The following is a 23756-nucleotide window of genomic DNA, read 5'->3' as shown; positions in this document are numbered from 1 at the left end:
GCTTGAAACTGTTCCCCCAAACGGAGCTAATGCTATCGGTTCGCGATTCGGGGAATCGCCATGTCCTACGATCGGAGTCATGGCGATCCTGCATCAGGCCGAGTTGCGGCCCTCCAAACTTGAGCTCCTTGCCCGCTGGCTGCCGGCCCAGGACTGGTCAGGGGTCGGGCAGCTCGTGGAGTCTGATCTTCACCGCGTTGCGTCCTACCGCTTTGACGATCCAGCGGGGGAGGTCGGAATCGAGACGCTGATTGTCAGGGCGGGCGAGGGACACCTGCTCCAAGTTCCGCTCACCTACCGTGGTGCTCCGCTCGACGGCGCCGAGCAGTGGCTGATCAGCACGATGGATCACTCCGTCTTGGGCAAGCGCTGGGTGTATGACGCCAGCGGCGACCCGGTATACGCATCCGCTCTGGCCGCTGCGATTCTCGCGGGTGGCACCGAGGTCGAACAGTTCGTGCAGGTCGGCGACAGCCTCCAGCCCCAACCCAGCACGACTCACGTGCAGGGGAGTGGAGCCCGCGACACGACCGTCGCGCCGATCGACACGGTAGCGGCGACGCAGCACGGCGACGTCACGGTCATCGATGCCGGCTCACTCCGTTTGTCGGTCAGGCGTGTGCTCGGTGAGGGCGTCGAGGTCACGGATGCCGCGCAGAGCCTGGTCGGAACCTGGGATGGCCAGTCGACTCCGATCGTGCTGGCACTCGCTTCGTTCATTCGCTGAGCCGACGGCGGCGCACCGCACGCACCAATAACGCGATTCCGACGGCGAAATTGACCAGGATGAGCACCAACGCCGACGACCAGAGGAGGTCGTACCAGGCGGGTATGACCGGAGTGAAGTCTTCGATCTTCGGCCCGTGAAATCCGTCGCCGCCGCCCTGCACTCGCTCCAACGCACCCTGCGCCGAGGTGCTCTGCTTGATTGCTATCCCAATGGCATAGCTCGCGGCGGTCACGAGCACCGCACCGACCGGTATCAGCACCGCGGCCCACTTCTCCGCACGGCTCCAGGCTCGCGACAACCACACCATGACGATGCCGGCGGCCCAACCGAGCACGGGGATCACCATGCCGCCGAGCGCGACGAGCAGCGAAGCGAGAAGCACGTAGCCGACGCCGTCAGTCCGGTCCTCGGCGACGAATGTCTGAGGTCGGGCCGGTTCGGTGGGCGCGGGCACGCGGCTCGCCTCGCGCGCCTCGGCGGCGATGAAGAACGGGTCGCCCAACTGTTCGATGCGCACGGCTGCCGTTGCGGCGTCGAGGCCGGTGAGCTCCTCGGCGATCGCGTCGCGGATGTCGTGCGCCGTCGCATCCGCCACCCCGACCAGTGCGGCGTCGAGCTGGGCCAGATAGTCCTGCACCACGGGCGGTGTCGTGGTCTCAGTCATTGTCGGTTCCCCCAACCAATTCAGTGACCGTCCGGGTGAACGGGCCCCACTGCGTGCGAAAGCTGTCGAGTTGCTGGGTACCGGCCTCCGTCAACCGGTAGTACTTGCGAACCGGGCCGGTGTCGGATTGCTCGTCGTGCGTCGTGACGAGTCCCTGGGCGCGGAGGCGACTGAGTACCGGGTAGAGGGTGCCGATGCTGGCGATCAGCCCGCGTTCGATCAGGGTTTCCGACAGCTGCCAGCCGTACATCGCCTCGCGCGAGAGCACGCCGAGGATGCAGTACTCGACAACACCTTTCCGAAGCTGTGCACCCACATCCGCTGTCATGCATCACAAGATAGCAGCAGAAATCTCATATCTCTGTTCCGAACATCGTCGATTCCTCGCGCGAGAACCGAGCGGTGCGTAGTCTCTGTTCTATCTGCGCAGTCCGGATGCGGCTGCCAGCGGGGACTCGGGGGACCAATCGTGCAGAATCTGACGGGATGGCACGTGCTGATCATCCTTGGCGTGCTGATCGTGATCGGAGCCGTCGTGGTGGGCGGAGTACTCATTATTGTGTCGCTCGCCCGCCGCGCAGCCCCGCCCGGCCCCGGTCGATCAGCCCAAGCCGCAGACCCCGTCGCGCCGGCTCGCCCGGGTGGCGGCGCGGGCCAGATCGATCCCGTCGAGCAGATCCGCCGGCTCGCAGAACTTCGTGATCAGGGACTGTTGAGTGAAGAAGAATTCCAAGTGAAACGCACCGAACTGCTCGGCCGAATCTGACCGGTCGTGGTCTTACCGGTTGCCGGACGCGGTGCCAGGATGGGGACACTTGCGACGCGAACGCCGTGTGCGCGTCGCTTTCCTCGGATCGAAGGAGCTGCCGTGAATACAAAGTCGAATGTGAAGCCGACGTCGAAAGAGCTGTTGCAGCGCAAGAAGCAAATGGAAAAGCGTATGGCGAAGCAGATGGACAAGTTCAAGGCGAAGCGCATGGAGAAGCAACCTGACAAGCGTGCCGTCATCCCGACCCTGATCATTCACGTGATCGTGCTGATCCTGACCTGGCGGGACATCGCCTCGCGCACCGATGACGAGGTGCGTGGCAACAAAGCGGTGTGGCGGGTGGCGAGTGCGCTGAACACGATCGGCTCGGTCGCCTACTGGATCTTCGGGCGCAAGCCACGCAATCCGCTCACGTAGTCGCTCCGGTCTGCGAACGCGTAGAACGTCGCGTGTGCAAGACTAGGTGACGTCTTGTTCCTTACAGTTTGGTGAAGCCAGTGAAGATTCTCGTCGATTTCCCGCCGCTTTCTGCGCGCTGACTTCGTCGATCTTCCCGTTCCGGGCTCCGGTGTCAGCGCATCCGCTGACAACTCTGGAGCTTCATGTTCACGACTCACCAACCGACTGTCCTTTTCAACAACGCGAGCTTCGCGTGGCCTGACGGCACCGGCATCCTGCGCGATGCCTCGGCGAGCTTCGGCGCTGGTCGCACCGGAATCGTCGGGGCGAACGGCACCGGTAAGTCGACGCTGCTCAGACTGATCACCGGCCAACTCACCCCGACCGCGGGCACCGTGACCGCGTCGACAGACCGAAGCTATCTGCCGCAACATCTCACGCTGGACACGGAGGCGACGCTCGCGGACCTGCTCGGCATCCGTCACACCGTCGACGCGTTACGGGCGATCGAGTCCGGTGACGTGGCGATCCACCACTTCGAGACGCTCGGCGACGATTGGGATGTCGACACGCGAGCCCAGGAGGCGCTGCGACTGGTCGGGCTCGGCGAGTTCGACCTCGACCGATCGGTGGGGGAACTCTCGGGAGGCGAGTCGATCCTCGCCGCGCTGGCCGGCCTGCGCCTGGCCAACGCGCCGATCGTGCTGCTCGACGAACCGACGAACAACCTCGACCGGGCCGCGCGACACCGTCTCTACGCCATGATCCGATCGTGGAAGGGCGCGCTCGTCGTGGTCAGCCACGACACCGCGCTGCTTGACCTGATGGACGACATTGCCGAGCTCAACAACGGTGCGCTGGCCGTGTCCGGCGGCAACTACACGGCCTACCGTGAGCACCTCGAGCAGGAACAGGATGCCGCGGCGCGAGCGGTCCGCTCCGCGGAACAGGTGCTGAAGACCGAGAAGCGTCAGCGCATCGAGGCCGAGACCAAGCTTGCTCGCCGCAGCCGGTATGCCCGCTCGGACTTCGAGAACAAGCGGGCGGCGAAGATTCTGATGAACCAACGCAAATCGAATGCCCAGGTATCGGCCGGGCGGCTCAGCACCGAAGCCGACAGCAAGGTCGACAGCGCGCGTGACGCGCTCGACGAGCAGAGCCGTCGCATCCGTACCGACAAACGCATCCGAATCGAACTGCCCGACCCGGGCGTTGCATCGACCCGGCGTCTCGCCGAGCTTCACGATGCCGAGCACTCGATCGTCATTCAGGGGCCGGAGCGAGTCGCGTTGACCGGTGGAAACGGGGTCGGGAAGTCGCGACTCCTGGATTCACTCGTCGGGCCGGCCGACGAGGAGCGGGGTGCGTCGAGCTACGGCGTCGCGCTCACCGAGCGAATCGGCTACCTCGCGCAACGGTTGGACAGCCTCGACGACCAGGTCACCGTGCTGGAGAGCGTGCGCGCCGCCGCGCCGAACACTCCGCCGGGCGAGGTGCGGGCGAGCCTGGCCCGCTTTCTGTTCCGCGGCGACGCCGTCGACCGCCCGGTCGGCCAATTGTCAGGCGGGGAGCGGTTTCGTGTCGCGCTGGCCCGGCTGCTCCTGGCCGACCCGCCGAGTCAGCTGCTCATTCTGGATGAGCCGACGAACAGCCTCGACCTGAACAGCGTCGACGAGCTGGTGGATGCCCTCGCCGGCTACCGGGGCGGCCTGCTGATCGTGAGTCACGACGACGCGTTTCTGGAGCGGCTCGGAATCACCCGGTGGCTCGCTCTCGATGCCGGCGGATGTCTCACCGAGGGCCGGTAGATCGCCCGGCGGCCCGGGCGCCAACTCAGCCCCGCCAGTCGCCCCGATGCACCACCTCGTCGAGGTGTTTACGGGCGCGGCGGGTGGGGGAGCCGGTCGTCGCGCCGGGCGATTCCGGGTGACCGATGGTGATCGCGCCGACGGGGGAGTAGTCCTCCGGCACGCCGAACTCGGCCCGAAACGCGTCGATGCGTGCCGGCGGCAGCCCGAAGAAGCATCCGCCCAGCCCCTCGTCCACTGCCGTCTGCAGCACGAGCAGGGCGGCCATTCCCGCATCGACATGCCAATACGGCACCGCCCAACGCGGTTCCTCATTCTCTGACCGGCCTTTGTCATCCTCGGCATAGCGGCGCACATACTCGGCCTTCGACGACATCGGAACGATCACGACTGGCGCGGTCTGCATGCCGGCGAGCCAACGGTTCGAGGTTCCCGCCTGAGTAAGAGGAGTCGTCGAACTCCAGAACCGTGCGACATCCCGAGGCGTGTCAAGAACCAGAAACGCCCAGCCCTGGGTGAATCCGGCGTTGGGGGCCCGCACTGCGTTTCGCAGCATCCGGTCGACGGCGGCCCCGTCGACGGGCTGCGAACTGTAACGACGCACCATTCGCCGGCGGCGCACCACGTCTTGAAAATCCATGGCTCCATAGTCGCGCCTGATAGGTGCCGCGTCGAATCTGCAGGGGTACGCGGGACGGCGCTACTCCGCTCAGATCAGGGCCGGCGCAGACGAACGGGCCGGAAGCATGGCGTAGATGTCCGCCCATTCAGCCTCATACTCGACCGGCGCGAGAGATCCGTCCGCATCGCGAGCGTCGAGCGCATCGAACCGCGCCCGCGCCACTGCCATCAGTTTGGTATCGCCGAACGAGTTGAGCTTTCCGTCCAGATAGACCGTCGAGACGGTCAGGGTGCGGATACGCCCCTTCAGTGGACGGGTCAGGCGCGAGCCGAGCAGAAGGCCGGCAAGGAAGACGGCGACGGCTGTGATCAGGCTCCACAATGGAGTCAGCACATCACTCAGCATGACCATCAGCACCAGGCAGAGCACGGAACCGGCAACCGGCCAGACATGAGCGAAATGAAGCATTCGGCGCTCGGCCGTCGTGATGCCGGGCGGATAGGCGGTGAGGTGCACGCTCTGCCACATGGTGCGTCCGGCCGGGGAGAAGTCAAGCGTGCCCCACTTCCGGTCGCCGTCAATCACTCGCCGCATGATGGTGTTCACAATTCAAGAGTGCGCCGCTCCCGCTGAAAGTGGAATGATCCATACGCCGTCCATACGGGTTTCTGCCGGATCCTTACGAAGTCCACATGCCGCGTGCGCCAATACCTGCCTTACGCACCCGGCAAGCTACGGTTGATGAGGTCGAAAGAGGTGCATTAAGAGTGAGTGAAATTGCGGGCGAATTGGCGCGCGTGCGTGAGGCCTTCGACAAACCCACCCTGCGCCTGTTGGATCGCAAGTGGGCGCCGTTCGTGCTCGCCGTCTTCAAATCGTCGTTCAGCCGTGACCGTCGCAGCATTCCCTCCGATCTGCTGCACACCCAGGTCGACGCCTACCTGGCCGATCTGCGCACCGTCGGCACCGAAGTGCCGCCCGGCAAGAACGGGCGGGCGCTCTGCGTGCAGTGGATGAACGACCTCTGGCTCTACCGGGAAACCGATGAGGCCGGCGACGAGCAGTACTCGCTTACCTCGCACGCGCTCGAAGCGATGCTTCTCGTCGACGGGATGTCCCGCGATCGCGCCCTGATCAGCGAATCACGCCTGACCACGATCGTCGACGCCGTGCGTCACCGCGCCACGCAGGCCAGCCCCGATCGCGAGGAGCGCATCCGTCGCCTCGACCAGGACATTGCCGAGAAAATGAGCGAACGCGATCGTCTCGCCGCGGGCGGTGAGATCGCCGCCGCCTCGGTCGATCAAATGCACGAGGGCTACGTCGACCTGGTCGACCTCATCGCCCAACTGCCCAGCGACTTCAAGCGGGTCGAAGAGTCGGTGGCCGGTATGCACCGCCAGATCGTCAACGACTTCCGCAGCGAGGAACGCCCGATCAGCGAGGTGCTCGACGAGTACCTGTCGAAGACGGATGCCTTGATGTCGTCGACCGCCGAGGGGCGCGCCTTCGAGGGGGCGTTCGCACTGCTCCGCAACGACGCGCTGCTGCTCGACCTGAAGAGCGACCTCGAGACGATCATCCTGCACCCGTTCGCCCTTGAATTGAGTCAGACCGAACGGCGCAGTTTCATGGCGACGGTGAGCCTGATCCGCACCGGCATCGACAACGTGCTGACCCAGCGCAACGGCCTGACGACCACTCTGCGGGAGCACATCGTCAACCACGATGTGGTCAAGGACCGCGAACTCGAGCGGCTGCTGCGCGACATCAACAAGGAGCTGTTCTCCTGGATGAAGACCTCGGGCCCCCGCTCCGTCGTCACCGCGGAACTCATGCCCGGCACACTCGACGTCGAGCACCTGCGTGAGAAGTTCTACGATCCGGAAACCCACCTGCCACCACCACCACTCGACGACGTGTCCGACGATGCGCCCGAGCCGCTGAGTCTCGATGCGATGCGCCAGCAGGGTGGGCCTCAGTTGGAAGAGATGCGAGATGCGCTCGTGAGCGCTTTCGGCGCCGGCGACGCGGCATCCCTCGGCGAAGCCTTCAACGACCTCGACGAGGGGCTACGCCGTCCGGTCGAGATTCTGGGACTGCTGCAGATGGCCACCCAGCTGGGCGATGGACTCCACGCGAACGAGGTCGAGCGGTTTGAAACCGTCCGGCCCGACGGCACGAGCCGCAGCTTCTCGGTTCCGCGTCTCACCCTGAACACCGACGACACCGCGGCCCTGGCCGCTCTGAGCTATGGATCTGATCATGACTGATGAGCCGACCGACGACCGTTTCGACGGAGACGCGATGACCGACGATGCCCCGACCGACGAGACACCGATCGACGACGCGACCCGCGCCGAGTCGGAGAGCTTCTCGCTCTTCGAAGGCGATGAGGGCGGGCTGACCCCTGCGCAGCGCCGCACGCTCGTGCTGCTGCTGAAGCACCGCTACCTGTCCGCCGCGCTTTACCCGTCGGAGTGGCGCACCTTGCTCGCCTCCGAGCGCCTGCTCAAGGGCCGCCTCAACGACCTCTTCCTCGACCTGCACGTCGACCGGCACTACGAGGTCGCGTTCAAGCGCCAGGCCGTGGCCGAGGGCGGCGACCGGTTCCCCACCTTGCTGCACGACGTCTCCTACACGCGCGAAGAGACGATCCTGCTCGTGCTGCTCCGCCAGAGGTTCCGCAGCGAACGCGCGAACGGCCACGACATCGTGATCGTCGACCGCGACAATCTGCTGGACAATGTGGCGCACTTCCGGCCCGAGTACGCGACCGACCGCTCCGGCGATGCCCGTCGTGCCTCGGCCGCGGTCGACAGCCTCGTCAAGTCGCGGGTGCTCGCCAAGACGAGCGATCCCGACCGGTTCCGCATCTCGCCCGTGATCGAGGTGCTTCTTCCGGTCGAACGGTTGCGGGAACTTCTCGACTGGCTGGTCGAGCAGAATGGCGCCGACAACGACGGCTTCACCGACATCGACGATCTGACCGCTCCGACCGAGCCTGAATTGGAGCCGATCAAATGACCGATTCCCCTCTCTTTCACATGGATGGCGCGACAGAGGGCACGACCCAGTGGCGTGCCGAGTCGTTCCAGATGGTCAACTGGGGTGGCTTCCACGGGCACCACGAAGTGGCGATCGCCCCGACGGCCACGCTGATCTCCGGCGCATCCGGAACCGGCAAGAGCAGCCTGATGGATGCCTACCTCGCGCTTCTGATGCCCTCAGACACCCCGTTCAACGGTGCGTCCAACGACGCCGGTTCCGGGCGGGCGCGCTCGAGTGACCAGCGCAACCTGATGACCTATCTCAAGGGCAAGACTGACTCCACTCGTGAGGCGCAGACCGGCGAGATGCACGACCAGGTTCTGCGCGGCGCGGACTCCGCCACCTGGGGCGGAGTGGCGATGACCTTCATCGACGACAACCAGCGCCGGTTCACGGTGCTGCGCACCTACTTCCTGCCGCGCGGGGGCAACAAGTTCGGTGACATCAGCATGAAGATGGCGACCCGTGACGGCGCCCTCGACCTGCGTGAACTGGCCGACGTCGTCGATTCCCGGTTCGAGAAGCGCGCGCTGAAGAACCGGTTCACCGATCTGGAGGTGTTCGACACCTACGCCGCGTTCGCGCAAACCCTGTACACGCGCCTCGGCATCGGCGCCAACGGTGAAGGCGGCAAGGCGCTGCGCCTGCTCGCCCGCATTCAGGCCGGACAGCAGGTCAAGACCGTCGACGGCCTCTACAAGTCGATGGTGCTCGAAGAGCCGACGACCTTCGCCGCCGCCGACAAGGCCGTGGCCCACTTCGAAGATCTCGAGCGCTCCTACGGGGCAATGCTCACCGAAGCGCAGAAGGCCGCGGTGCTTGAGCGTCTGCCCGAGTTGTATGCCGAATGGGAGACCTCGAGCGCCCAAGCGGCGATGGTCGACACCTTCGGCGTGAATCGCAGCGGCGACACCCCGTTCGTGCTCTGGAGCCTGACGACGGAGCAGCGCCTGCTGGAGCAGGCCGAGGACGCCAACCGGGCGGCACGCCGTGAAAACCAGGCCGCGCTGAGCGCCGCTCGCGACGCGGAAAGCGACCTCAAGTCGCGGGTCACCGGTGTGCAGCGTCAGCAGCGGGAGAACGGCGGCGATGTGCTGGCCGGGCTGCAGAGCGATGTCGACACACTCGCCACCCAGCGTGACGCCGTGCAGGACGAGCACAGCAGGTTCGCCGAACGCATCGCCGTGCTCGATTCCGAGGTGAACTCGGCCGACGGTTTCATGGCTGCGCGCGCCGACGCGGAGAGCTTTCTGGCCGGATTCGCTGCCGCCGACGCCGAGTTGGAGGCGCGTCGCACGGCGCTCCACAAGGAGTCCTACCCGCTCGAAGAGCAGATTCGCACGCTCAAGCAGGAGAAGACGTTCCTCACCGGGCGCGAGAGCCTGGTTCCGCAGCACCTGCACGCCGCCCGCGTTCTGATCGCCGAGGCCGCCGGCCTGCCGATCGAGGAGCTGCCCTTCGTGGCTGAGCTGATCGACCTCGCCCCCGGGGAGGATTCCTGGCGGCGCGCGGCCGAGGTGACGCTCGCATCCGTCGCCCGGGTCATGCTCGTCGACGAAACCCGCCTCGGTGCCCTCAGCGCCGCCATTGAGCCGCTGCGCATCCCGGTGCGGATTCAGTTCGAAGGGGTGGCCCTGGCCCCGCACCAGGACAGGGCCGGTGACCCGCGCTACGTCTCGGGCAAGCTTGTCTTCAAACCGTCGCCGTTCAGCGGCTGGGTTCAGGATCGGGTGAGCGCAGCGCACCTGGACGCGCTCTGCGTGTCGGGCCCGTCCGAGCTGGCCGGCGACGGCCCGCGCGTCACCCAGAGCGGACAAACCCGCAACGGCAAGCGCGGCGCCCACGGTTTCAACGCCGACCAGAAACCCATCATCGGGTTCTCCAGTGTCGCGCGGCTGGAGGAGCTCTCGGCCGAGCTGGATGCGCTGGCCGAAAAGGCGACAGCCATCGCCGGTCGTGCTGCCGCGGTCGGCGTCGGCCTCGGGGAGCTGCGCACGCAGAAGGAAGCACACCAGTTCGTGCTCGACACCGTGTGGCTCTCGATCGACGTGGATGCCGCCGAGGCACGTGTGGCCGAGAAGAAGGCCGAACTCGAGCGGGTGCTCGCCAACAGCGACATTCTGCGCGGGCTGAAAGACGAGGAAGAACGTCTCGTCGCCGAGCTTGAGAACGCACAGAAGCTCAGGCACGTGACCGATCTCGAGGCAGCGTCGCTGGCCGCCTCACAGGCATCCATCGTCGACCGCAACGACGAAGTCAACGATCTGCTCGACCGGATCGAACGCGAACAGGCCGTCACGTTGGCCGACGAACACGTCGAGCACCTTGACGCCCAGTTCGCCGCGGTCGGCGACACCCACGATCTCGACGGCTTCGCCGCGAGCCTTCGCCGGCTGCGTGAGCGTCTCACCGAGCAGTCGCAGCAGGACCGACGCAACGCCGACAGCGCGCACGACACCCTGGTGGCCATCTTCGTGACGTTCCAGAACCGCTGGCCAGATCCGAACGTCGGAGTGTCGATCGAGTCGTACACGAGCTACCTTGACATTCTCGACGCGGTGCACACCCTCGGCCTGCATGAACGTCGGCAGGAGTGGAAGCGTCGCCTCTCCGAGTGGAGCGGGCAAGACCTCGTGCCGCTGACCGTCGCCTTCGCCACCGCGATCGAGGAGATCGAAGACCGGCTGCGTCCGATCAACGAGATTCTGGCCACTCTGCCGTTCGGTGCGGGCCGCGACCGGTTGAAGATCTCGCTGCGTCGCCTGCACCGGGATGACTCGTCGGCGTTCCGCAAGGAGCTCAAGGCGCTCTCGTCGGGCGCGACCGACGAACTCAACGACGACGAGGTCGAAAGCCGTTTCCGACGCCTGCAGGCGTTCATGGGCCTGATCCGCAAGCCCGACGGCGTCTCGAAAGGGGAGTCGCCGCGCGATCTGCTGCTCGATGTGCGCAAGCATGTCGAGATCACCGCGGTGCGCATGACACCCGACGGGGTCGAGGTGAGCACCTACTCCTCGCTCGGCGGCAAGAGCGGTGGCGAATCGCAGGAGCTCGTGGCGTTCGTGGTCGGGGCCGCACTGCGGTTCCAGCTCGGCGACGAGAGTCGCACGCGCCCGCGCTTCGCCCCGGTCTTCCTGGACGAAGGGTTCGTGAAGTCGGACTCCGAGTTCGCAGGCCGGGCCGTCGCCGCCTGGAAGGGGCTGGGTTTCCAGCTCATCATCGGGGCGCCGCTCGACAAGGTCACTGCGCTGGAGCCGCACATGGAACTCGTGCTGTCGATGACGAAGAACAACGCGACGGGCTACTCCTACATCACGCCGCTTTCCTCGCCGGCAGATACATCGGTGCCGGAGTCTGCCGTCGCCTAGCCAGCGCACGCAGTCATCCCCTCCCTCCTCGGTGGTGGGTGGCTAACTCCGGTAATCCCCGTCAGATTCGTCCGAAACAGGCTGTTCGGGCGCGATCTGCGAAGAATTACCGGAGTTAGCCCCCGCACAGATCTCGACGCGAGCCGCCGAGCACGAGCAGAATAGGCGCATGCCCACCGCCCTGCAGCTTGTGCGTTCACTCATCGCCCCGCTCACGCGCACGCGCCTGTTCCGCTGGCTGGGTCCCCGCGTGCTGCCCCCGGCCGAACGCGTACTGAAATGGCTGAGCGGTGGCCGCGTACAACTGAGCGGTCTGCTCGTTCCCTCACTTGTCTTGCACTCGATCGGCGCCCATTCCGGCATCGAACGCGACACCATGCTGATGTACACCCCCGACGGTCGCGGTCGGGCGATCGTCGCCGGAACGAGTTTCGCCCGCGCGGGGCATCCGGCCTGGACCTACAACCTGATGGCACATCCGGATGCCGCAATCAGCGTGCGCGGCAAACGCACGAACGTGCAGGCCCGGCGACTGACCCCCTCCGAAGTCGATGCCGCGTGGCACAAGATCGAACGGCAGTGGCCCGGATACCGGGGCTATGAGCGGGATTCAGGGCGCACGGTGCGACTGTTTCTGCTGCAGCCGGTGTGAGTTCGACCAATCCTCAGCTCTGATGACATTGCCAGGAAACCGGCAGGACTTGTGCAGATGACGTCTGCATACTGGCAACTTCGCCCGGGCGGACCCCCGCCCGTGGATTGTCGATCAAGAGTCGCTCTGGCGTCACGCCTGAGCGATTCACTTTGTGAAAGTCATGCCAAACCCACTTCGTTCTTTGTTCTCCTCGTTCTCCAATTCCACAGATCTCGACTCCGACTCGGGTGGTACCCGTGTTGAGCAGAGGCGCCGACGCCGCGGTCGCAACCGCCAGCGGGTGCTGATGGCCGGAGCGGTCGTCGCAGTCGGAGCCCTCGTCGGCACCGGTTTCGTGGTGCAGTCAGCGGTCGCCGCTCAGAACGAGAGTGCTGCTTCGGCAGCCGAGACCCGTCAGTCCGAGGCCGAACTGGCCGATCGCGTTCTGCGCGCCCACGCCGTCTGGACCGCCAAGTCCACGGTCTCCGGCGCAAACACCGTGATCGCCGCCGCACAGGGCAAGACCGACGCCACGACGCTGGCGACCTCGGTCACCGCGCTGAGTCGTGCGACCCTGATCGCTGAACCCGCGACGATCACTGATCTGGCCACTGTGACCAAGACTCAGACGGCAACAGTTCAGGCCGCGACGGTTGAGGTCGACCGTGTTGCCGCCGAGCAGGCCACTGCCGCCGCCGCACAGGCCGCTGCCGAAGCGCAGGCTGCCGCCGAAGCTGCCGCTGCCAAGGCTGCCGCCGAGGCTGCTGCTGAAGCCGCTGCCCCGAAGGCGCCGGCCGCGTCGTCCCGGCCCGCAGCACCGACCGACCCGAGTGGTGCCCAGGCCATCGCCCGCGACCTGATGGCGTCCCAGTACGGCTGGGGAGACGACCAGTTCGGCTGCCTCGTCAGCCTGTGGAACCGGGAATCAGGCTGGAACGTGAACGCGTACAACGCGTCGAGCGGTGCCACGGGAATCCCGCAGGCCTTGCCCGGTAGCAAGATGGCAACGGCTGGTGCCGACTGGGCGACCAACCCGGCCACTCAGATCACCTGGGGTCTCGGCTACATCGCGGGTCGCTACAGCAACCCCTGCGCCGCCTGGGACCACTCGGAGTCAGCGGGCTGGTACTAACCAAAACGCTTGCCGCCCGGCGCGGGCCGGGCATACCCTCTGGTCATGACCTTTGACGGCTGGCCGCGCGCAGCACTTGACTTCTACCGGGGCCTGGAACTCGACAATTCCAAGGCCTACTGGCTTGCCCACCACGAGGTGTACGAGCAGCAGGTGCTGCAGCCGATGACCGAACTTCTCGACGAGCTCGCCGAGGAGTTCGGTCCCGGTCGTGTGTTTCGGCCCTACCGAGACGTGCGGTTCAGCGCCGACAAGACCCTCTATAAGACGGCGATCGGCGCGACGCTGCCGAGCGGGGGCTACGTTCAGTTGTCGGCGCGCGGCTTGGCCGCCGGCGCCGGATACCATCGGCTCGCTCTTGACCAGCTGGAACGCTACCGCCGGGCCGTGGCCGACGAGCAGACCGGAGAGAGCCTGCGGGACAGCATCGCCGCGGTCGAGGAGCGCGGCATCGAGGTCACCGTGCGCGACGCCCTCAAAACCGTTCCCCGTGGCTACCCGAAAGAGCACCCACGCGCCGATCTCTTGAAGAACAAAGACCTCGCGGCGTGGACGGAGTGGGGCACCGGTGACTGGCTCCAGACGGCAGAAGCGAAGGAGCACGTGGTCAGTTTCTTGCACGACGCTCGGCCCCTGACCACCTGGCTCGATGCGCACGTCGGCCCGACGACGTTGACGCGCTGACCGGGCAGCCATGTTCGAACTCACCGAAGAGCAGCAGGCACTCGTTGACATGGTGCGCGACTTCGCCTCCGTGGCGATCGCCCCGCACGCCATCGAATGGGACCAGACCAAACATTTTCCGGTCGACGTGCTTCGCGAAGCTGGAGCGCTCGGAATGGGCGGAATCTACGCGGAGGAGCGGTTCGGCGGGTCGGGTCTCTCTCGGCTCGACACTGTTTTGATCTTTGAGGAGTTGGCCAAGGCCGACCCGACAATCGCCGCCTACATCTCCATCCACAACATGGTGGTCTGGATGATTGACGAGTTCGGAAACGACGTGCAACGGGCCGAATGGGTACCGGCTTTGGCCAGCATGGAGATGTTGGCCAGCTATTGCCTGACCGAGCCGGGGGTGGGTTCCGACGCCGGAGCACTGAGCACGAGGGCTGTGCGCGACGGTGACGACTACGTGATCAACGGCGCCAAACAGTTCACTTCGGGTGCCGGGGCATCCGGCATCTACGTTGTCATGGCGCGCACTGCCGACACCGGCAGCCGCGGCATCACCGCCATCGTGGTTCCCGCTGGAGTCGACGGGCTGTCGTTCGGCGCCAACGAGAAGAAGATGGGCTGGAACGCCCAACCGACGCGCTCGGTGATCTTCGATAATGTGCGTGTGCCGCTCACCAACCGGTTGGGTGAGGAAGGCAGCGGGTTCGGCATTGCGATGAAGGGACTGAACGGCGGACGCCTCAACATCGGCGCCTGCTCGCTCGGCGGCGGGCAAGCCGCCCTCACCAGTTCCATCGCCTATCTGAAGCAACGCACGGCGTTCGGCGGGCCGCTGATCGAGCAGCAAACCGTGCTCTTTCAGCTTGCCGACATGGAGACCGAATTGCAGGCAGCCCGGGCGCTGCTCTGGCGGGCAGCGGATGCGCTTGACCGCAACGCGCCCGACGCGGTCAAGCTCTGCGCCATGGCCAAGCGGGTCGCCACAGATGCCGGTTTCACCGTCGCCAACAGCGCCATCCAGCTGCACGGCGGCTACGGATACCTGGCGGAATACGGCCTGGAGAAGATCATGCGGGACCTTCGCGTTCACCAGATCCTCGAGGGAAGCAACGAGATCATGCGTCTGATCGTCGGCCGGATTCTGGCCGACGAGTAGGGACACGGGCGTCAACGATGCAGGGGAGCGCAGCATGACAAACGAAACAATCGCCTTCATCGGGCTCGGCCACATGGGCGGACCGATGGCAGCGAACCTGGTGAAAGCGGGGTATGCAGTTCGAGGGTTCGACCTGGTTCCCGCCGCCCTGACGCAAGCGCGCGCTGACGGCGTGCAGGTGGTGGAATCGGCGGCCGAGGCAGCGGCAACAGCCGACGTGGTGATCACGATGCTGCCCGCCGGAGAACATGTTCGCGCCGCCTACCTCGACGACGGGCTCATCGCGGCTGCACAGCCGGGCACCCTGTTCATTGAATCGTCGACCATCGCCGTCGACGACGCCCGGGCCGCCCACGAACTGCTGCGCGCTGCGGGGCACCGCGGTGTTGACGCACCGGTCTCCGGCGGGGTCGTGGGGGCTGAGGCTGGAACACTGACCATCATGGTCGGCGGGGAGACCAACGATTTCGCGGCGGCCGAAGAGATTCTGCAGGTGCTGGGCTCGCGGATCGTGCATTGTGGCGGGCCGGGCGCCGGTCAAGCGGCCAAGGTGTGCAACAACATGATCCTCGGGGTGTCGATGATCGCCGTGAGCGAGGCATTCGTGCTCGGCGAAGCGCTCGGCCTCACCAACCAGGCGCTGTTCGATGTCGCAGCGCACGCATCCGGTCAGTGCTGGGCGTTGACGACCAACTGCCCGGTTCCGGGGCCGGTTCCGGGCAGCCCCGCGAACCGGGACTATCTGCCGGGCTTTGCCGGAGCGCTGATGGCCAAAGACCTCGGCCTGGCCGCCCAGGCTTTGGAATCGACCGGGGTCGTCGCAGAGCTCGGCGGCCGGGCCGCCGAAATCTACCGTCAGTTCGCCGACGGCCCGGGTGGGGCCAGAGACTTCTCGGCAATTATCGAAGAGATTCGGGCGAACAGCGACCCGACGAAGACTGATTCGAGGGGGAAGCTGTGACAGAGAACGAGACAATTCTTGTGACCCGGCAGGGGCGGGTCGGCATCATCACACTGAACCGGCCCCGGGCCCTCAACGCGCTCAACGACGCACTGAGCCGCGAAGTGCTGGCCGCCGCGCAGGACTTCGACGCGGATGCGGGGATCGGCGCGATCGTGATCACCGGGTCGGAGCGCGTGTTCGCTGCCGGTGCCGACATCAAGGAGATGGCCGAGAAGTCGGTGAGCGAGATGTACCGGGCCGAGTGGTTTTCGGCCTGGGACGACCTCGCCCGGGTGCGCACGCCCCTCATCGCGGCCGTGGCGGGCTACGCGTTCGGCGGCGGCTGCGAGCTCGCCCTGCTCTGTGATTTCATCATTGCCGGCGACAATGCCCAGTTCGGTCAGCCGGAGATCACGCTCGGCGTGATTCCGGGAATGGGCGGTTCGCAACGCTTGACGCGGGCGATCGGCAAGGCCAAGGCCATGGACATGGTACTGACCGGTCGCACCATGGATGCGGTCGAAGCCGAGCGGTCCGGGCTCGTCGCCCGGGTCGTTCCGACCAGCGATCTTCTGCGCGCGGCTGTGTCAGCGGCCGAAACGATCGCTGGGATGTCCAAGCCGGTGGCCATCATGGCCAAAGAAGCCGTGAACGCGGCCTTCGCCCTGCCGTTGACGACCGGAGTGCAGTTTGAGCGCCGGCTCTTCTTCTCCAGCTTCGCCACCGAGGATCAGAAAGAAGGCATGCGTGCCTTCACGGAGAAGCGTCAGCCGCACTTCGTGCATCGATGATCGTGACGGTCAGCGGCCCGCGTTGAAGAACGCAACGCCGGCATCCCGGAATGCCCGTGAGGTCGGCGCGTTGAAATGATTGCGACCCGGAATCTCGAAGAATGCGCCGTTCGGCGTGGCCTCGGCGAGAGTGCGTGACGCGGCCAGGATCGCATCCTCGCTCCCGGTCGCAAACAGAACGGGCTGCGCCGGGGCATTGTCAGCCTGCGGCTGGGGCCCGTCACGCAGGCCCTCGACCAGTGCGACGAGCGCCTCGAGGTCGTTCCCCGGAACCGATCGGGCCATCGTGAGATAGGCGCCGGTGAGTCGGTCGGTCAGATCCGTGCCGCTCTCGATGTGCGCCCGGGCATCCTCAACCTGAAAGCGCTTCAGCGGATCGCCGTCGGGAATCCCGCCGAGCAGGGCCCTGGTAATGCGATCGGGATGCTCCCGGGCGGACTGCCAGCCGACGCGGGCACCGAGCGAGTAGCCGGCGTAGCTGACTTCGTCGAGAAGGTAGGCGTCGAGAACCTGCAGCACGTCGGCGACAAGTAACTCCATCGTGTACGCCGCGGGATCGTGGGGCTTGTCGCTCGCGCCGTGCCCACGCTGGTCGATGGCGATCACGTGATAGCCGGCCCGAGTGAGGTCGCGGGTCCATCCCGTTGCATGCCAATTAAGGAGAGCGCTCGAAGCGAATCCGTGCACCGCGACGATCGTCGGGTCGGTGGGATCGCCGAACTCATAGGTCGCCAGCTTGACGCCGTCGGGGGAGTAGACGGAGCGGGGCGGAGGTGCGGCAGGAGTGATCATCAGAACCTATTTGACCACGACAGCGGCGATTGGCAGCGATGTCCCGGCATCGGCGTAGTGTGGCGAGGTGAAGACGTACACGGCTGCGCAGGTGCGGGAAGCCGAGGCGCCCGCGTTGGCGGCCGGTGTGCCGCTGATGGCCCGGGCGTCGGCGGCACTCGCCGACGAGACCGCCGCATTGCTCCGCGAGCGGCGACAGTCCGTCGTTGATCCGGCCCCCGGCTCTTCTGTTCCAGCCGATGGTCTCATCGCCGGAGCACGGATCATAGTGTTGGCCGGTGCGGGGGACAACGGCGGCGACGCACTTCATGCCGGCGCCCTCCTTGCCGCGCGCGGAGCACTCGTGACAATCGTCCCGACCGCGACTCGAATGCACGAAGCCGGCCTCGCCGCCGCACGTGCCGCCGGGGCGCGGCTGCTGTCGCTCAGCGATTCAGCGGAAGAACTCACCAGTGCGGTGGTCGCTGCGGCTACCGACGCCGACGTGATCCTCGATGGAATTCTAGGCACCGGCACCAGCGAAAATCCGGCGCTCCGCGGCCGAGCGCGCTCGCTCGTTGCGGCCCTTCTCCCGCTGGTGCACGGCGGCGGCCCGGCGGTGGTCGCCGTCGACATCCCGAGCGGGATCGGCCCCGATCGAGGAGACGTGCCCGATTCGACCGTGCTGCCCGCCATCCTGACCGTGACATTCGGCGGGTGCAAGGCCGGGCTGCTGAGAGCGCCGGCTTCTGATTTCGTCGGGAGGCTCGTGGTCGTTGACATCGGGATCGGTGCGGAACTCGAACGCATCGCCGCCCGTGACCTCCGCATGCTCGATCGCGACACAGAGTGACCCGCGGTGGAATTACGCAGCGGTCGCGCCGCGGGCCCAGAGCGTGCGCAGGGAGCGGGCCAATCGCTCTGGCTCTGCACGGTGCGGCGGATCGAAATGATGGCGGTCTTCGAAGACCTCCAGGGTGAAATCTGCGAACACTGTGGCCAGCCGCTCGGCGATCTCGCCGTATTCGTCGGGATTGCTCAACCCACCGAGGGCGAAGTAGACCGGCCGAGAGAACCGGCGCAGTGCGTCACGGTCCAGATCGTACGTGCCGAACGTCGTAATGAATGCCCGCATGCCCGCAGGGCGCAGCGCCATCCATGGCGGAGGATCGCCGGCGGGCGGCGGGGGAAGCTCGACCTCGGGGCGCACGTTGAGTCGCATGAAGGCGCTCATGAATTCACCGGGCGGCACAGCGTCGAGCGTGGCGATTGTCGCCCAGAATGCACGGTGTGCCTCACTGATGTCAACCCAATTACCCGCCCAGGCCGGTTCTAGCAGGGCGAGGCTGAGCAGCCGGTCGGGGAATCGTGCGGTGAAGGCGAGAGCTGACGCGCCACCACCGGAGTAGCCGACGAGATGGAACCTGTCCCAGCCGCGGCCGTCCGCCTCCCGCAGCACACCATCGACTTCGTTGTCGAGGGAGTAGTCGGTTGGCGGGTGGGCCCCTGAGTAGACCTCCAGCTCTTTCGCTACAGCATCGACGTCGCGACCCAACTCGGCCAGCAGACTCCCGTAGGCGAGCTGAGCCGGGAGCACACTACCCGGGAGAAAGAGAACTTTCGGCGTGATCACCAATTCACTCTTGCACCGTGAATCCGGGTGGACAAGTGCCACGGGCTGCCACCACGCGGCGTCCGATCGACCTAGCCGAGGTCCCGCATCCGGGCGGTCACCGCGGTGCCGTCCGCGCCCTTGCGCTCCGCGGTAATGGCGATGATCAGCAGCACGGCGCCGGCTGTGGCGAGGGTGATCCACCAGAGCAGCGGGTTGATCGTCCGCCCGATCTGCACCGTGAAGACGACGATGATCTCGATCGGCAGCACCGCCAGTCCCAGAATGAAGGGCGCGGCCAGTCGCTTGACCGCACCGATCAGGATTGAGGCCAGGGCCAGGCTCATCACCAGGATGGCGCGCCACGTTTGCGGGTCGGTTCCGGTGGAGAGAACCGACGGCAGGAACGTCACAATAATGCCGGGCGCGAGCAGACGCCACGACCCGGTGAATCCGTTCGGCCAGGCGGTCAGAGCGGCAAACCCGGCCGCCACATCTGACGACCCAGTCAACGAGTTGTTCCGGGTGCGAGTCGCAGTCGGGACCGCACCGGTCACCGGCCGCAGCGCGATGATGCCGACGCCCAGCAGTGCAAGCCCGAGCGGCAACGAGAACGCCTCGACGCGGAGCTCACGCTGACTCCAGCCCGCGACGGCGGTGCACCAGGCTAATGCGAAGACGAACCAGACTGGGGGCAGCGATGCCGGGCGCGTGCGGGCGCGCGCCGCAATCCAGAGCATGAACCCAAGGAGCAGAAGGGTGAGCAGCATGAGCGTCAGAATCGACAGCGGGTGAAACCGGATGGCGGTGATCGGCCCGACTACCAAAAAGGCCAGGGCCGGGGCGAAGGTCCAGCGCGAGGGAACACGCGTGGGCGCCCCGCCGGTGTTGCCGAGCACAACGGCGGCGACTGCGGCAAGGACCGCCGCGAGTCCGCTCAGCGCGAGCACCGGAACCATGACGAGGGCGGGCTGAGTGAACGCCAGCTGATCGATGTCCAGCCCCCACCGCACCGCCTGCACCGCCCCGGCGCCGGCGGCACAGGTGGCGATGACCAGGGTCGGCATCCGCAACACGGTGAATCGCGGCGACAGTACTCCGCGCCGCAGAAGCAGGCCGAGAACGATCAGAAGAGCCGAAGCGGCCAATAGGCAGGAGGTGCGCCACGGCAGCGTCGGTGTGAAGGAGGGAGGCGAGACCGCCAGCACGGCCAGGCTCGGCAGCACGGCGACGGCCAGTCCAGTGGCGAACAAGGTGACGCCGTCGCGCCCGCGGGCAACGAAGGTCGCGCCGACGATCAGAGCGGCGAGGGCCGGGGGCAGCAGATACGGCTCAACGATGTCGACACCCTGAATCGCCCAGACGCACCAGAGCGCCCCGGTCCAGCTCGCCCCGGCCGCCCACCAGGCATATCGCGGGCGCGTGGTGAAGGCGGTGGCAGCGGCACCTGCTCCTAGGATGACCAGCACCAGGAACGTGGTGTCCAAGCCGGCCGCCGTGCGCACCAGGGCGAGAACAACGCTCAAGACGGCGGTGACCAGTACCGAGATCTCGATCCAGCGGCGGGCGGCATCCGCTTCGGCGGCAGGAATGCCGCGGCGCTTCAATGCCGCGGCGATCACTGCGGCGGCGGGAAGGGTGCAGGCGACGATCGCTGCGATGACGGGTAGCACAATGGGGGAGCCGCTCATCGGCAGGAGCTGTGCGCCCAGGCAGACCACGACCACGGCAAGTGCCGGAACCAGGAGAGCCGCCGCCGCCGATCGCAGCAACGGCGTCATCCCCACCCGCCGCGTGGTCACCAACGTCAGGGCAAGGGCGAAGGTGACTCCGGTCGACAGTGCAGTCCACCCGCTCCGCACGAGCAAGACGGCCACGATGCCGATCAGAAAGGGCACGGCCGTCACGATCAGGGTGGCATACCAGCTGCGCGGCGAGAGCCAGGTTGTGAGGGTCACACCGAGCGCGAAGAGAGCGGCCAGGGTCGTGGTCAGGCAGAGCACCGCGATGGCTTCCACGTTTGCCTGGGTGAGCGCCGTGCCGAAGATGATGAGCGCGTAGGCGTAGCCGATGCCGAAGTAGAGTGCTCTCCACCGCGTTGGCATGGCCTGCGCGACGACGGCGAGCACGATGACCGCAGCGGCGCCGACCCAGACGATGGTTGAATCCTGCAGCCAGCCGATGGCCGCAGCAAGTGCCAGCAGAAGGTGCGCGCCGACGAGAAGGGGACGGCGATGGGATGGCGCGGTCAGGGAGGCGTGGCCGACCCGGCTGAGCAGGAGCGCGAGCGAGGTCGCCAGAGCCAAGCCGATGACGGCCTGCATCGACGGAGCGAAGCCGGGCCAGACGGTGACGGTGAGGGCGGTGAGCACGCTCAGCCAGAGGGCGAGACCGCGAGCCAGTCGGGCGGACATGGTTGTCTCAACGGCGCGGGACGTCCACCATTGAGTCGCCGCGACGCCGGCGACGCCGAAGATCAGAACGAGGGCAACGGGCGGGGTGAAGCCTCGCGAAAGCCCGTCGTAGCGGGAGAGGTCGTAGCCGAGGGTCCGGGCGGCGAGGGGGTACAACGTCGACAGCGTTTGCTGCACGGCCATCATGATCACCGGGATCGCCGCGACAAGGGCGATCGTCCAGGAACCGATCAAGAACGCGGTGCGCCGGGCGGGAAGTGTAGAACGCATCGTCCCAGCGCTGACGAGGGCGAGGCCGGCAGCGATCGGCACCAAGGCGGTGTACCACTCCTGGTCGGAGATCAGGATGCCAAGCGGCACGATCGCGATCGCCGTGACACCGAACACCCCCGCCGCCGCGCTCCAGAGCGCGGGGAGCCCGTTGCGGCTGCCGATCGCAGCCACGACGCTCAGGCAGGCGAGGATTCCGGCGGCACCGAACACTCCCGAGGAGCCGAGCGGCAGTCCCAGTGCGATCAGCTGAATCAGAGCGATGGCGACTGCCGCGAGCTGAAGAATGGTCGCGGTGGTGCGCTCGCCGGTGAGCATCGTGCCGAATCGGGGTGCGAGACGACGGATGACGACCTGCAGGGCGAGCACCGATGCAGCGACCGCGAGGCTTCCGACGAGCGCCGACCATGCGGTGTTGCCGGCGATGCCCCAGAATCCGGGGGTGATCGCGGCTCCGACGATCGACACCCAGACCCAGCTGCGCACGCGAGCGCGGACGCCGAGAAAGAGCAGAACCGCTGAAGCGATCAGAGTGCCGATTCCGGCGTACAGGAACTCGCTCACCCCGGCTGGTGCTGTTTGCGTGAACGCCCAGATGTCGAGAATCACGAACACCGCTCCGAGCGCGCCCACCGCCTCGGCGGAGAACTGCAGTCCCTTCTTCGCGAAGAGCCAGGCGCCGCCCAGAAACAGCACGGACATCGTCGAGATGATCGCGGTACGCATCGCGAAGCTGGTGAGGTCGGGGTTCAGAAAGGTGAAGACGAGTGCGGCAACGGCGAGCAAGCCGGCGCCGGCCACGGCCAGCACTGATTGCACGCTGATCTGCCGGCCCGCAGTCTGCGCCGTGCGCGTCGTGGCCGAGGCGGAACTCAGAGAAATGGGCCTTGCCGTCGAGGCAGGGTGGGGCGAACCGACGCCGACCGAATCTGCAGCCGCGGAAGGAACAGCAGCGTGGCTCACCGCTGGGGCGGCTCCGGGACTCGGCCAGACCGTCGGCACACGGTCGAGGATGCTGCCCCGAGCCTGCAAGGCGTCTGCTGCCCGTGTTGATGCCGCCACCAATTCGGCGCCAACCGGGCCGCTGAAGTCGGCTCCGCAGGTTGAGCACCATTGAGCCGCGTCGAGGTCTCCGTCGCAGCGCGGGCAGGCAAGCCAATCAACCAGGTAACGGACGGCGTCGTCGTTCCAGCTTTTCCCCATGGGCGCAGTCTAGGTGTGAGCATTCGGATTTCCGGTGATTGTAGGAACACCTGACATCGGGGAATGAAACCGGAAACCTTGCCTGCGAGCAACGGACGTGCCAAGTTGGGCACCCGCCCATCTTCACTGGACGGGTCGCCTCACGAAAGGAACAAGACCATGGGGTTCTTCGCGTTTCTGATCCTCGGGTTGATCGCCGGAACAATCGCCAAGTTGCTCCTGCCCGGTAAACAAGGCGGCGGATGGTTCATCACCCTTCTTCTTGGAGTCGTCGGCGCGATGCTCGGCGGCTGGCTGGGCGGCATCCTGTTCAACGCCAACCTTGACGAGTTCTGGTCGATTCAGTCGTGGCTGCTCGCAATCGGCGGCTCGATTGTTGTTCTGTTGCTGTGGGGCCTGCTCTTCGGGCGCAAGAATTCGGCCTGATCGAACCCGGAGCATTCGATCGGCCTGGCAGGCGACGTGACTGTCGCATTCGCCGATTTCACGTCTGACCCCGGTTTATTGCGGCATTCGCCGCGACTGTGGCATAGTTTTCTCATGCTTGTCTCCTAGTCCCGTTGTCAGCGAATCTGACGCGCGCTCCTCTTTGTCTGTTCCTCGACACCGTCTGTTGTTGAACTCTGTCTGATCCTCGACGTGGCCAGCCGAATGCTTCTCACCCGGAGCCTCCGTGTCGGCCACAACCTGCACCACAGCTCCGCGCCAGAGCGGTGAACGCCCGGCGTGGGGTGTGCCCGGTCT

The 23756-nt window shown here is 66.3% G+C and carries 22 protein-coding genes; 15 read left to right on the top strand and 7 right to left on the bottom strand.

Features of this window, described 5'->3' with window-relative positions:
• The first annotated feature begins 79 nt into the window (after nt 1-79).
• A complete protein-coding gene (locus tag AB4Y63_RS00650; RefSeq protein ID WP_441789094.1) occupies nt 80-727 on the top strand; it encodes a CG0192-related protein in 648 nt (215 codons plus the stop codon).
• Here AB4Y63_RS00650 and AB4Y63_RS00645 read toward each other — a convergent pair.
• Together AB4Y63_RS00645 and AB4Y63_RS00640 are read right to left on the bottom strand one after the other, a co-directional pair.
• Nucleotides 717-1394 (bottom strand): hypothetical protein, encoded by a 678-nt coding sequence (locus AB4Y63_RS00645; RefSeq protein ID WP_441789093.1) that lies wholly within the window; start codon nt 1392-1394, stop codon nt 717-719. The two genes, AB4Y63_RS00650 and AB4Y63_RS00645, sit on opposite strands and share 11 nt — an antisense overlap.
• Nucleotides 1387-1722: a PadR family transcriptional regulator gene (locus tag AB4Y63_RS00640; RefSeq protein ID WP_441789092.1), complete on the bottom strand. Its 336-nt coding sequence runs from the start codon at nt 1720-1722 to the stop codon at nt 1387-1389. Before AB4Y63_RS00640 ends, AB4Y63_RS00645 begins: the two co-directional genes overlap by 8 nt.
• A 141-nt stretch (nt 1723-1863) precedes the next feature.
• Between AB4Y63_RS00640 and AB4Y63_RS00635 the strand changes: the two genes are divergently transcribed.
• The 3 genes from AB4Y63_RS00635 (at nt 1864) to AB4Y63_RS00625 (ending at nt 4370) form a co-directional block, all read left to right on the top strand.
• Complete coding sequence (locus AB4Y63_RS00635; protein WP_441789091.1) at nt 1864-2160, top strand: SHOCT domain-containing protein; 297 nt, start codon at nt 1864-1866, stop codon at nt 2158-2160.
• Between the two features lie 102 nt (nt 2161-2262).
• Nucleotides 2263-2580, top strand: a complete 318-nt coding sequence (locus AB4Y63_RS00630; protein ID WP_441789090.1) for a PLD nuclease N-terminal domain-containing protein — start codon at nt 2263-2265, stop codon at nt 2578-2580.
• A gap of 185 nt (nt 2581-2765) precedes the next feature.
• On the top strand, nt 2766-4370 hold the full coding sequence (locus AB4Y63_RS00625; RefSeq protein WP_441789089.1) for an ABC-F family ATP-binding cassette domain-containing protein: 1605 nt from the start codon (nt 2766-2768) through the stop codon (nt 4368-4370).
• A 25-nt stretch (nt 4371-4395) separates the two neighbouring features.
• Here the strand turns inward: AB4Y63_RS00625 and AB4Y63_RS00620 are convergent, their stop codons facing one another.
• Nucleotides 4396-5010, bottom strand: coding sequence for a nitroreductase family protein (locus AB4Y63_RS00620; RefSeq protein WP_441789088.1), 615 nt, complete (start codon nt 5008-5010; stop codon nt 4396-4398).
• A 69-nt stretch (nt 5011-5079) separates the two neighbouring features.
• Complete coding sequence (locus AB4Y63_RS00615) at nt 5080-5598, bottom strand: DUF6611 family protein (RefSeq protein ID WP_441789087.1); 519 nt, start codon at nt 5596-5598, stop codon at nt 5080-5082.
• A gap of 161 nt (nt 5599-5759) precedes the next feature.
• On the opposite strand from AB4Y63_RS00615, the gene AB4Y63_RS00610 reads away from it, so the two are divergent.
• The 9 genes from AB4Y63_RS00610 to AB4Y63_RS00570 all read left to right on the top strand — a co-directional run bounded on the left by AB4Y63_RS00610 (nt 5760) and on the right by AB4Y63_RS00570 (nt 16742).
• Nucleotides 5760-7265, top strand: a complete 1506-nt coding sequence (locus AB4Y63_RS00610) for a DUF3375 domain-containing protein (RefSeq protein WP_441789086.1) — start codon at nt 5760-5762, stop codon at nt 7263-7265.
• Nucleotides 7258-8019, top strand: coding sequence for a DUF4194 domain-containing protein (locus AB4Y63_RS00605; protein ID WP_441789085.1), 762 nt, complete (start codon nt 7258-7260; stop codon nt 8017-8019). Before AB4Y63_RS00610 ends, AB4Y63_RS00605 begins: the two co-directional genes overlap by 8 nt.
• Nucleotides 8016-11411 carry an ATP-binding protein gene (locus AB4Y63_RS00600; RefSeq protein ID WP_441789084.1) on the top strand — a complete coding sequence of 1132 codons (3396 nt, stop codon included), beginning with the start codon at nt 8016-8018 and terminating at the stop codon, nt 11409-11411. The genes AB4Y63_RS00605 and AB4Y63_RS00600 overlap by 4 nt, the downstream gene beginning before the upstream one ends.
• A gap of 169 nt (nt 11412-11580) precedes the next feature.
• A complete protein-coding gene (locus AB4Y63_RS00595; protein WP_441789083.1) occupies nt 11581-12063 on the top strand; it encodes a nitroreductase family deazaflavin-dependent oxidoreductase in 483 nt (160 codons plus the stop codon).
• Between the two features lie 163 nt (nt 12064-12226).
• The gene (locus AB4Y63_RS00590; RefSeq protein WP_441789082.1) at nt 12227-13177 is read left to right on the top strand and encodes a lytic transglycosylase domain-containing protein; all 951 of its coding nucleotides are present in this window, start codon (nt 12227-12229) and stop codon (nt 13175-13177) included.
• Nucleotides 13178-13222: 45 nt separating this feature from the next.
• Nucleotides 13223-13861, top strand: a complete 639-nt coding sequence (locus AB4Y63_RS00585) for a DUF2461 domain-containing protein (protein WP_441789081.1) — start codon at nt 13223-13225, stop codon at nt 13859-13861.
• A 10-nt stretch (nt 13862-13871) separates the two neighbouring features.
• A complete protein-coding gene (locus AB4Y63_RS00580) occupies nt 13872-15008 on the top strand; it encodes an acyl-CoA dehydrogenase family protein (RefSeq protein WP_441789080.1) in 1137 nt (378 codons plus the stop codon).
• Between the two features lie 34 nt (nt 15009-15042).
• Nucleotides 15043-15969: a 3-hydroxyisobutyrate dehydrogenase gene (gene mmsB / locus AB4Y63_RS00575; protein WP_441789079.1), complete on the top strand. Its 927-nt coding sequence runs from the start codon at nt 15043-15045 to the stop codon at nt 15967-15969.
• A complete protein-coding gene (locus AB4Y63_RS00570; protein ID WP_441789078.1) occupies nt 15966-16742 on the top strand; it encodes an enoyl-CoA hydratase in 777 nt (258 codons plus the stop codon). The genes mmsB and AB4Y63_RS00570 overlap by 4 nt, the downstream gene beginning before the upstream one ends.
• A 9-nt stretch (nt 16743-16751) precedes the next feature.
• Here AB4Y63_RS00570 and AB4Y63_RS00565 read toward each other — a convergent pair whose 3' ends face one another.
• Nucleotides 16752-17534, bottom strand: a complete 783-nt coding sequence (locus AB4Y63_RS00565) for an alpha/beta fold hydrolase (protein ID WP_441789077.1) — start codon at nt 17532-17534, stop codon at nt 16752-16754.
• A 67-nt stretch (nt 17535-17601) separates the two neighbouring features.
• On the opposite strand from AB4Y63_RS00565, the gene AB4Y63_RS00560 reads away from it, so the two are divergent.
• The gene (locus tag AB4Y63_RS00560) at nt 17602-18366 is read left to right on the top strand and encodes an NAD(P)H-hydrate epimerase (protein WP_441789076.1); all 765 of its coding nucleotides are present in this window, start codon (nt 17602-17604) and stop codon (nt 18364-18366) included.
• 12 nt (nt 18367-18378) lie between these two features.
• Here AB4Y63_RS00560 and AB4Y63_RS00555 read toward each other — a convergent pair whose 3' ends face one another.
• Together AB4Y63_RS00555 and AB4Y63_RS00550 are read right to left on the bottom strand one after the other, a co-directional pair.
• Nucleotides 18379-19146, bottom strand: coding sequence for an alpha/beta fold hydrolase (locus tag AB4Y63_RS00555; RefSeq protein WP_441789075.1), 768 nt, complete (start codon nt 19144-19146; stop codon nt 18379-18381).
• A 71-nt stretch (nt 19147-19217) separates the two neighbouring features.
• A complete protein-coding gene (locus tag AB4Y63_RS00550; RefSeq protein ID WP_441789074.1) occupies nt 19218-23012 on the bottom strand; it encodes an SCO7613 C-terminal domain-containing membrane protein in 3795 nt (1264 codons plus the stop codon).
• Nucleotides 23013-23171: 159 nt separating this feature from the next.
• Between AB4Y63_RS00550 and AB4Y63_RS00545 the strand changes: the two genes are divergently transcribed.
• On the top strand, nt 23172-23438 hold the full coding sequence (locus AB4Y63_RS00545) for a GlsB/YeaQ/YmgE family stress response membrane protein (RefSeq protein WP_441789073.1): 267 nt from the start codon (nt 23172-23174) through the stop codon (nt 23436-23438).
• Nucleotides 23439-23756 lie beyond the last annotated feature (318 nt).

This window comes from Leifsonia sp. YAF41 (assembly GCF_052113185.1).
GTDB lineage: Bacteria > Actinomycetota > Actinomycetes > Actinomycetales > Microbacteriaceae > Cryobacterium.
The sequence above is the reverse complement of the archived record's forward strand: the minus strand, read 5'-3'. Positions and strand labels throughout refer to the sequence as shown.

What these genes read in the sequence shown, in the direction of transcription:
- AB4Y63_RS00595 (WP_441789083.1), top strand. Translation starts at nt 11,581, where the DNA reads ATGCCCACCGCCCTGCAGCTTGTGCGTTCACTCATCGCCCCGCTCACG.
- AB4Y63_RS00600 (WP_441789084.1), top strand. Translation starts at nt 8,016, where the DNA reads ATGACCGATTCCCCTCTCTTTCACATGGATGGCGCGACAGAGGGCACG.
- AB4Y63_RS00580 (WP_441789080.1), top strand. Translation starts at nt 13,872, where the DNA reads ATGTTCGAACTCACCGAAGAGCAGCAGGCACTCGTTGACATGGTGCGC.
- AB4Y63_RS00590 (WP_441789082.1), top strand. Translation starts at nt 12,227, where the DNA reads ATGCCAAACCCACTTCGTTCTTTGTTCTCCTCGTTCTCCAATTCCACA.
- AB4Y63_RS00545 (WP_441789073.1), top strand. Translation starts at nt 23,172, where the DNA reads ATGGGGTTCTTCGCGTTTCTGATCCTCGGGTTGATCGCCGGAACAATC.
- AB4Y63_RS00645 (WP_441789093.1), bottom strand. Translation starts at nt 1,394, where the DNA reads ATGACTGAGACCACGACACCGCCCGTGGTGCAGGACTATCTGGCCCAG.
- AB4Y63_RS00625 (WP_441789089.1), top strand. Translation starts at nt 2,766, where the DNA reads ATGTTCACGACTCACCAACCGACTGTCCTTTTCAACAACGCGAGCTTC.
- AB4Y63_RS00605 (WP_441789085.1), top strand. Translation starts at nt 7,258, where the DNA reads ATGACTGATGAGCCGACCGACGACCGTTTCGACGGAGACGCGATGACC.
- AB4Y63_RS00550 (WP_441789074.1), bottom strand. Translation starts at nt 23,012, where the DNA reads ATGGGGAAAAGCTGGAACGACGACGCCGTCCGTTACCTGGTTGATTGG.
- mmsB (WP_441789079.1), top strand. Translation starts at nt 15,043, where the DNA reads ATGACAAACGAAACAATCGCCTTCATCGGGCTCGGCCACATGGGCGGA.
- AB4Y63_RS00620 (WP_441789088.1), bottom strand. Translation starts at nt 5,010, where the DNA reads ATGGATTTTCAAGACGTGGTGCGCCGCCGGCGAATGGTGCGTCGTTAC.
- AB4Y63_RS00650 (WP_441789094.1), top strand. Translation starts at nt 80, where the DNA reads ATGGCGATCCTGCATCAGGCCGAGTTGCGGCCCTCCAAACTTGAGCTC.
- AB4Y63_RS00565 (WP_441789077.1), bottom strand. Translation starts at nt 17,534, where the DNA reads ATGATCACTCCTGCCGCACCTCCGCCCCGCTCCGTCTACTCCCCCGAC.
- AB4Y63_RS00585 (WP_441789081.1), top strand. Translation starts at nt 13,223, where the DNA reads ATGACCTTTGACGGCTGGCCGCGCGCAGCACTTGACTTCTACCGGGGC.
- AB4Y63_RS00640 (WP_441789092.1), bottom strand. Translation starts at nt 1,722, where the DNA reads ATGACAGCGGATGTGGGTGCACAGCTTCGGAAAGGTGTTGTCGAGTAC.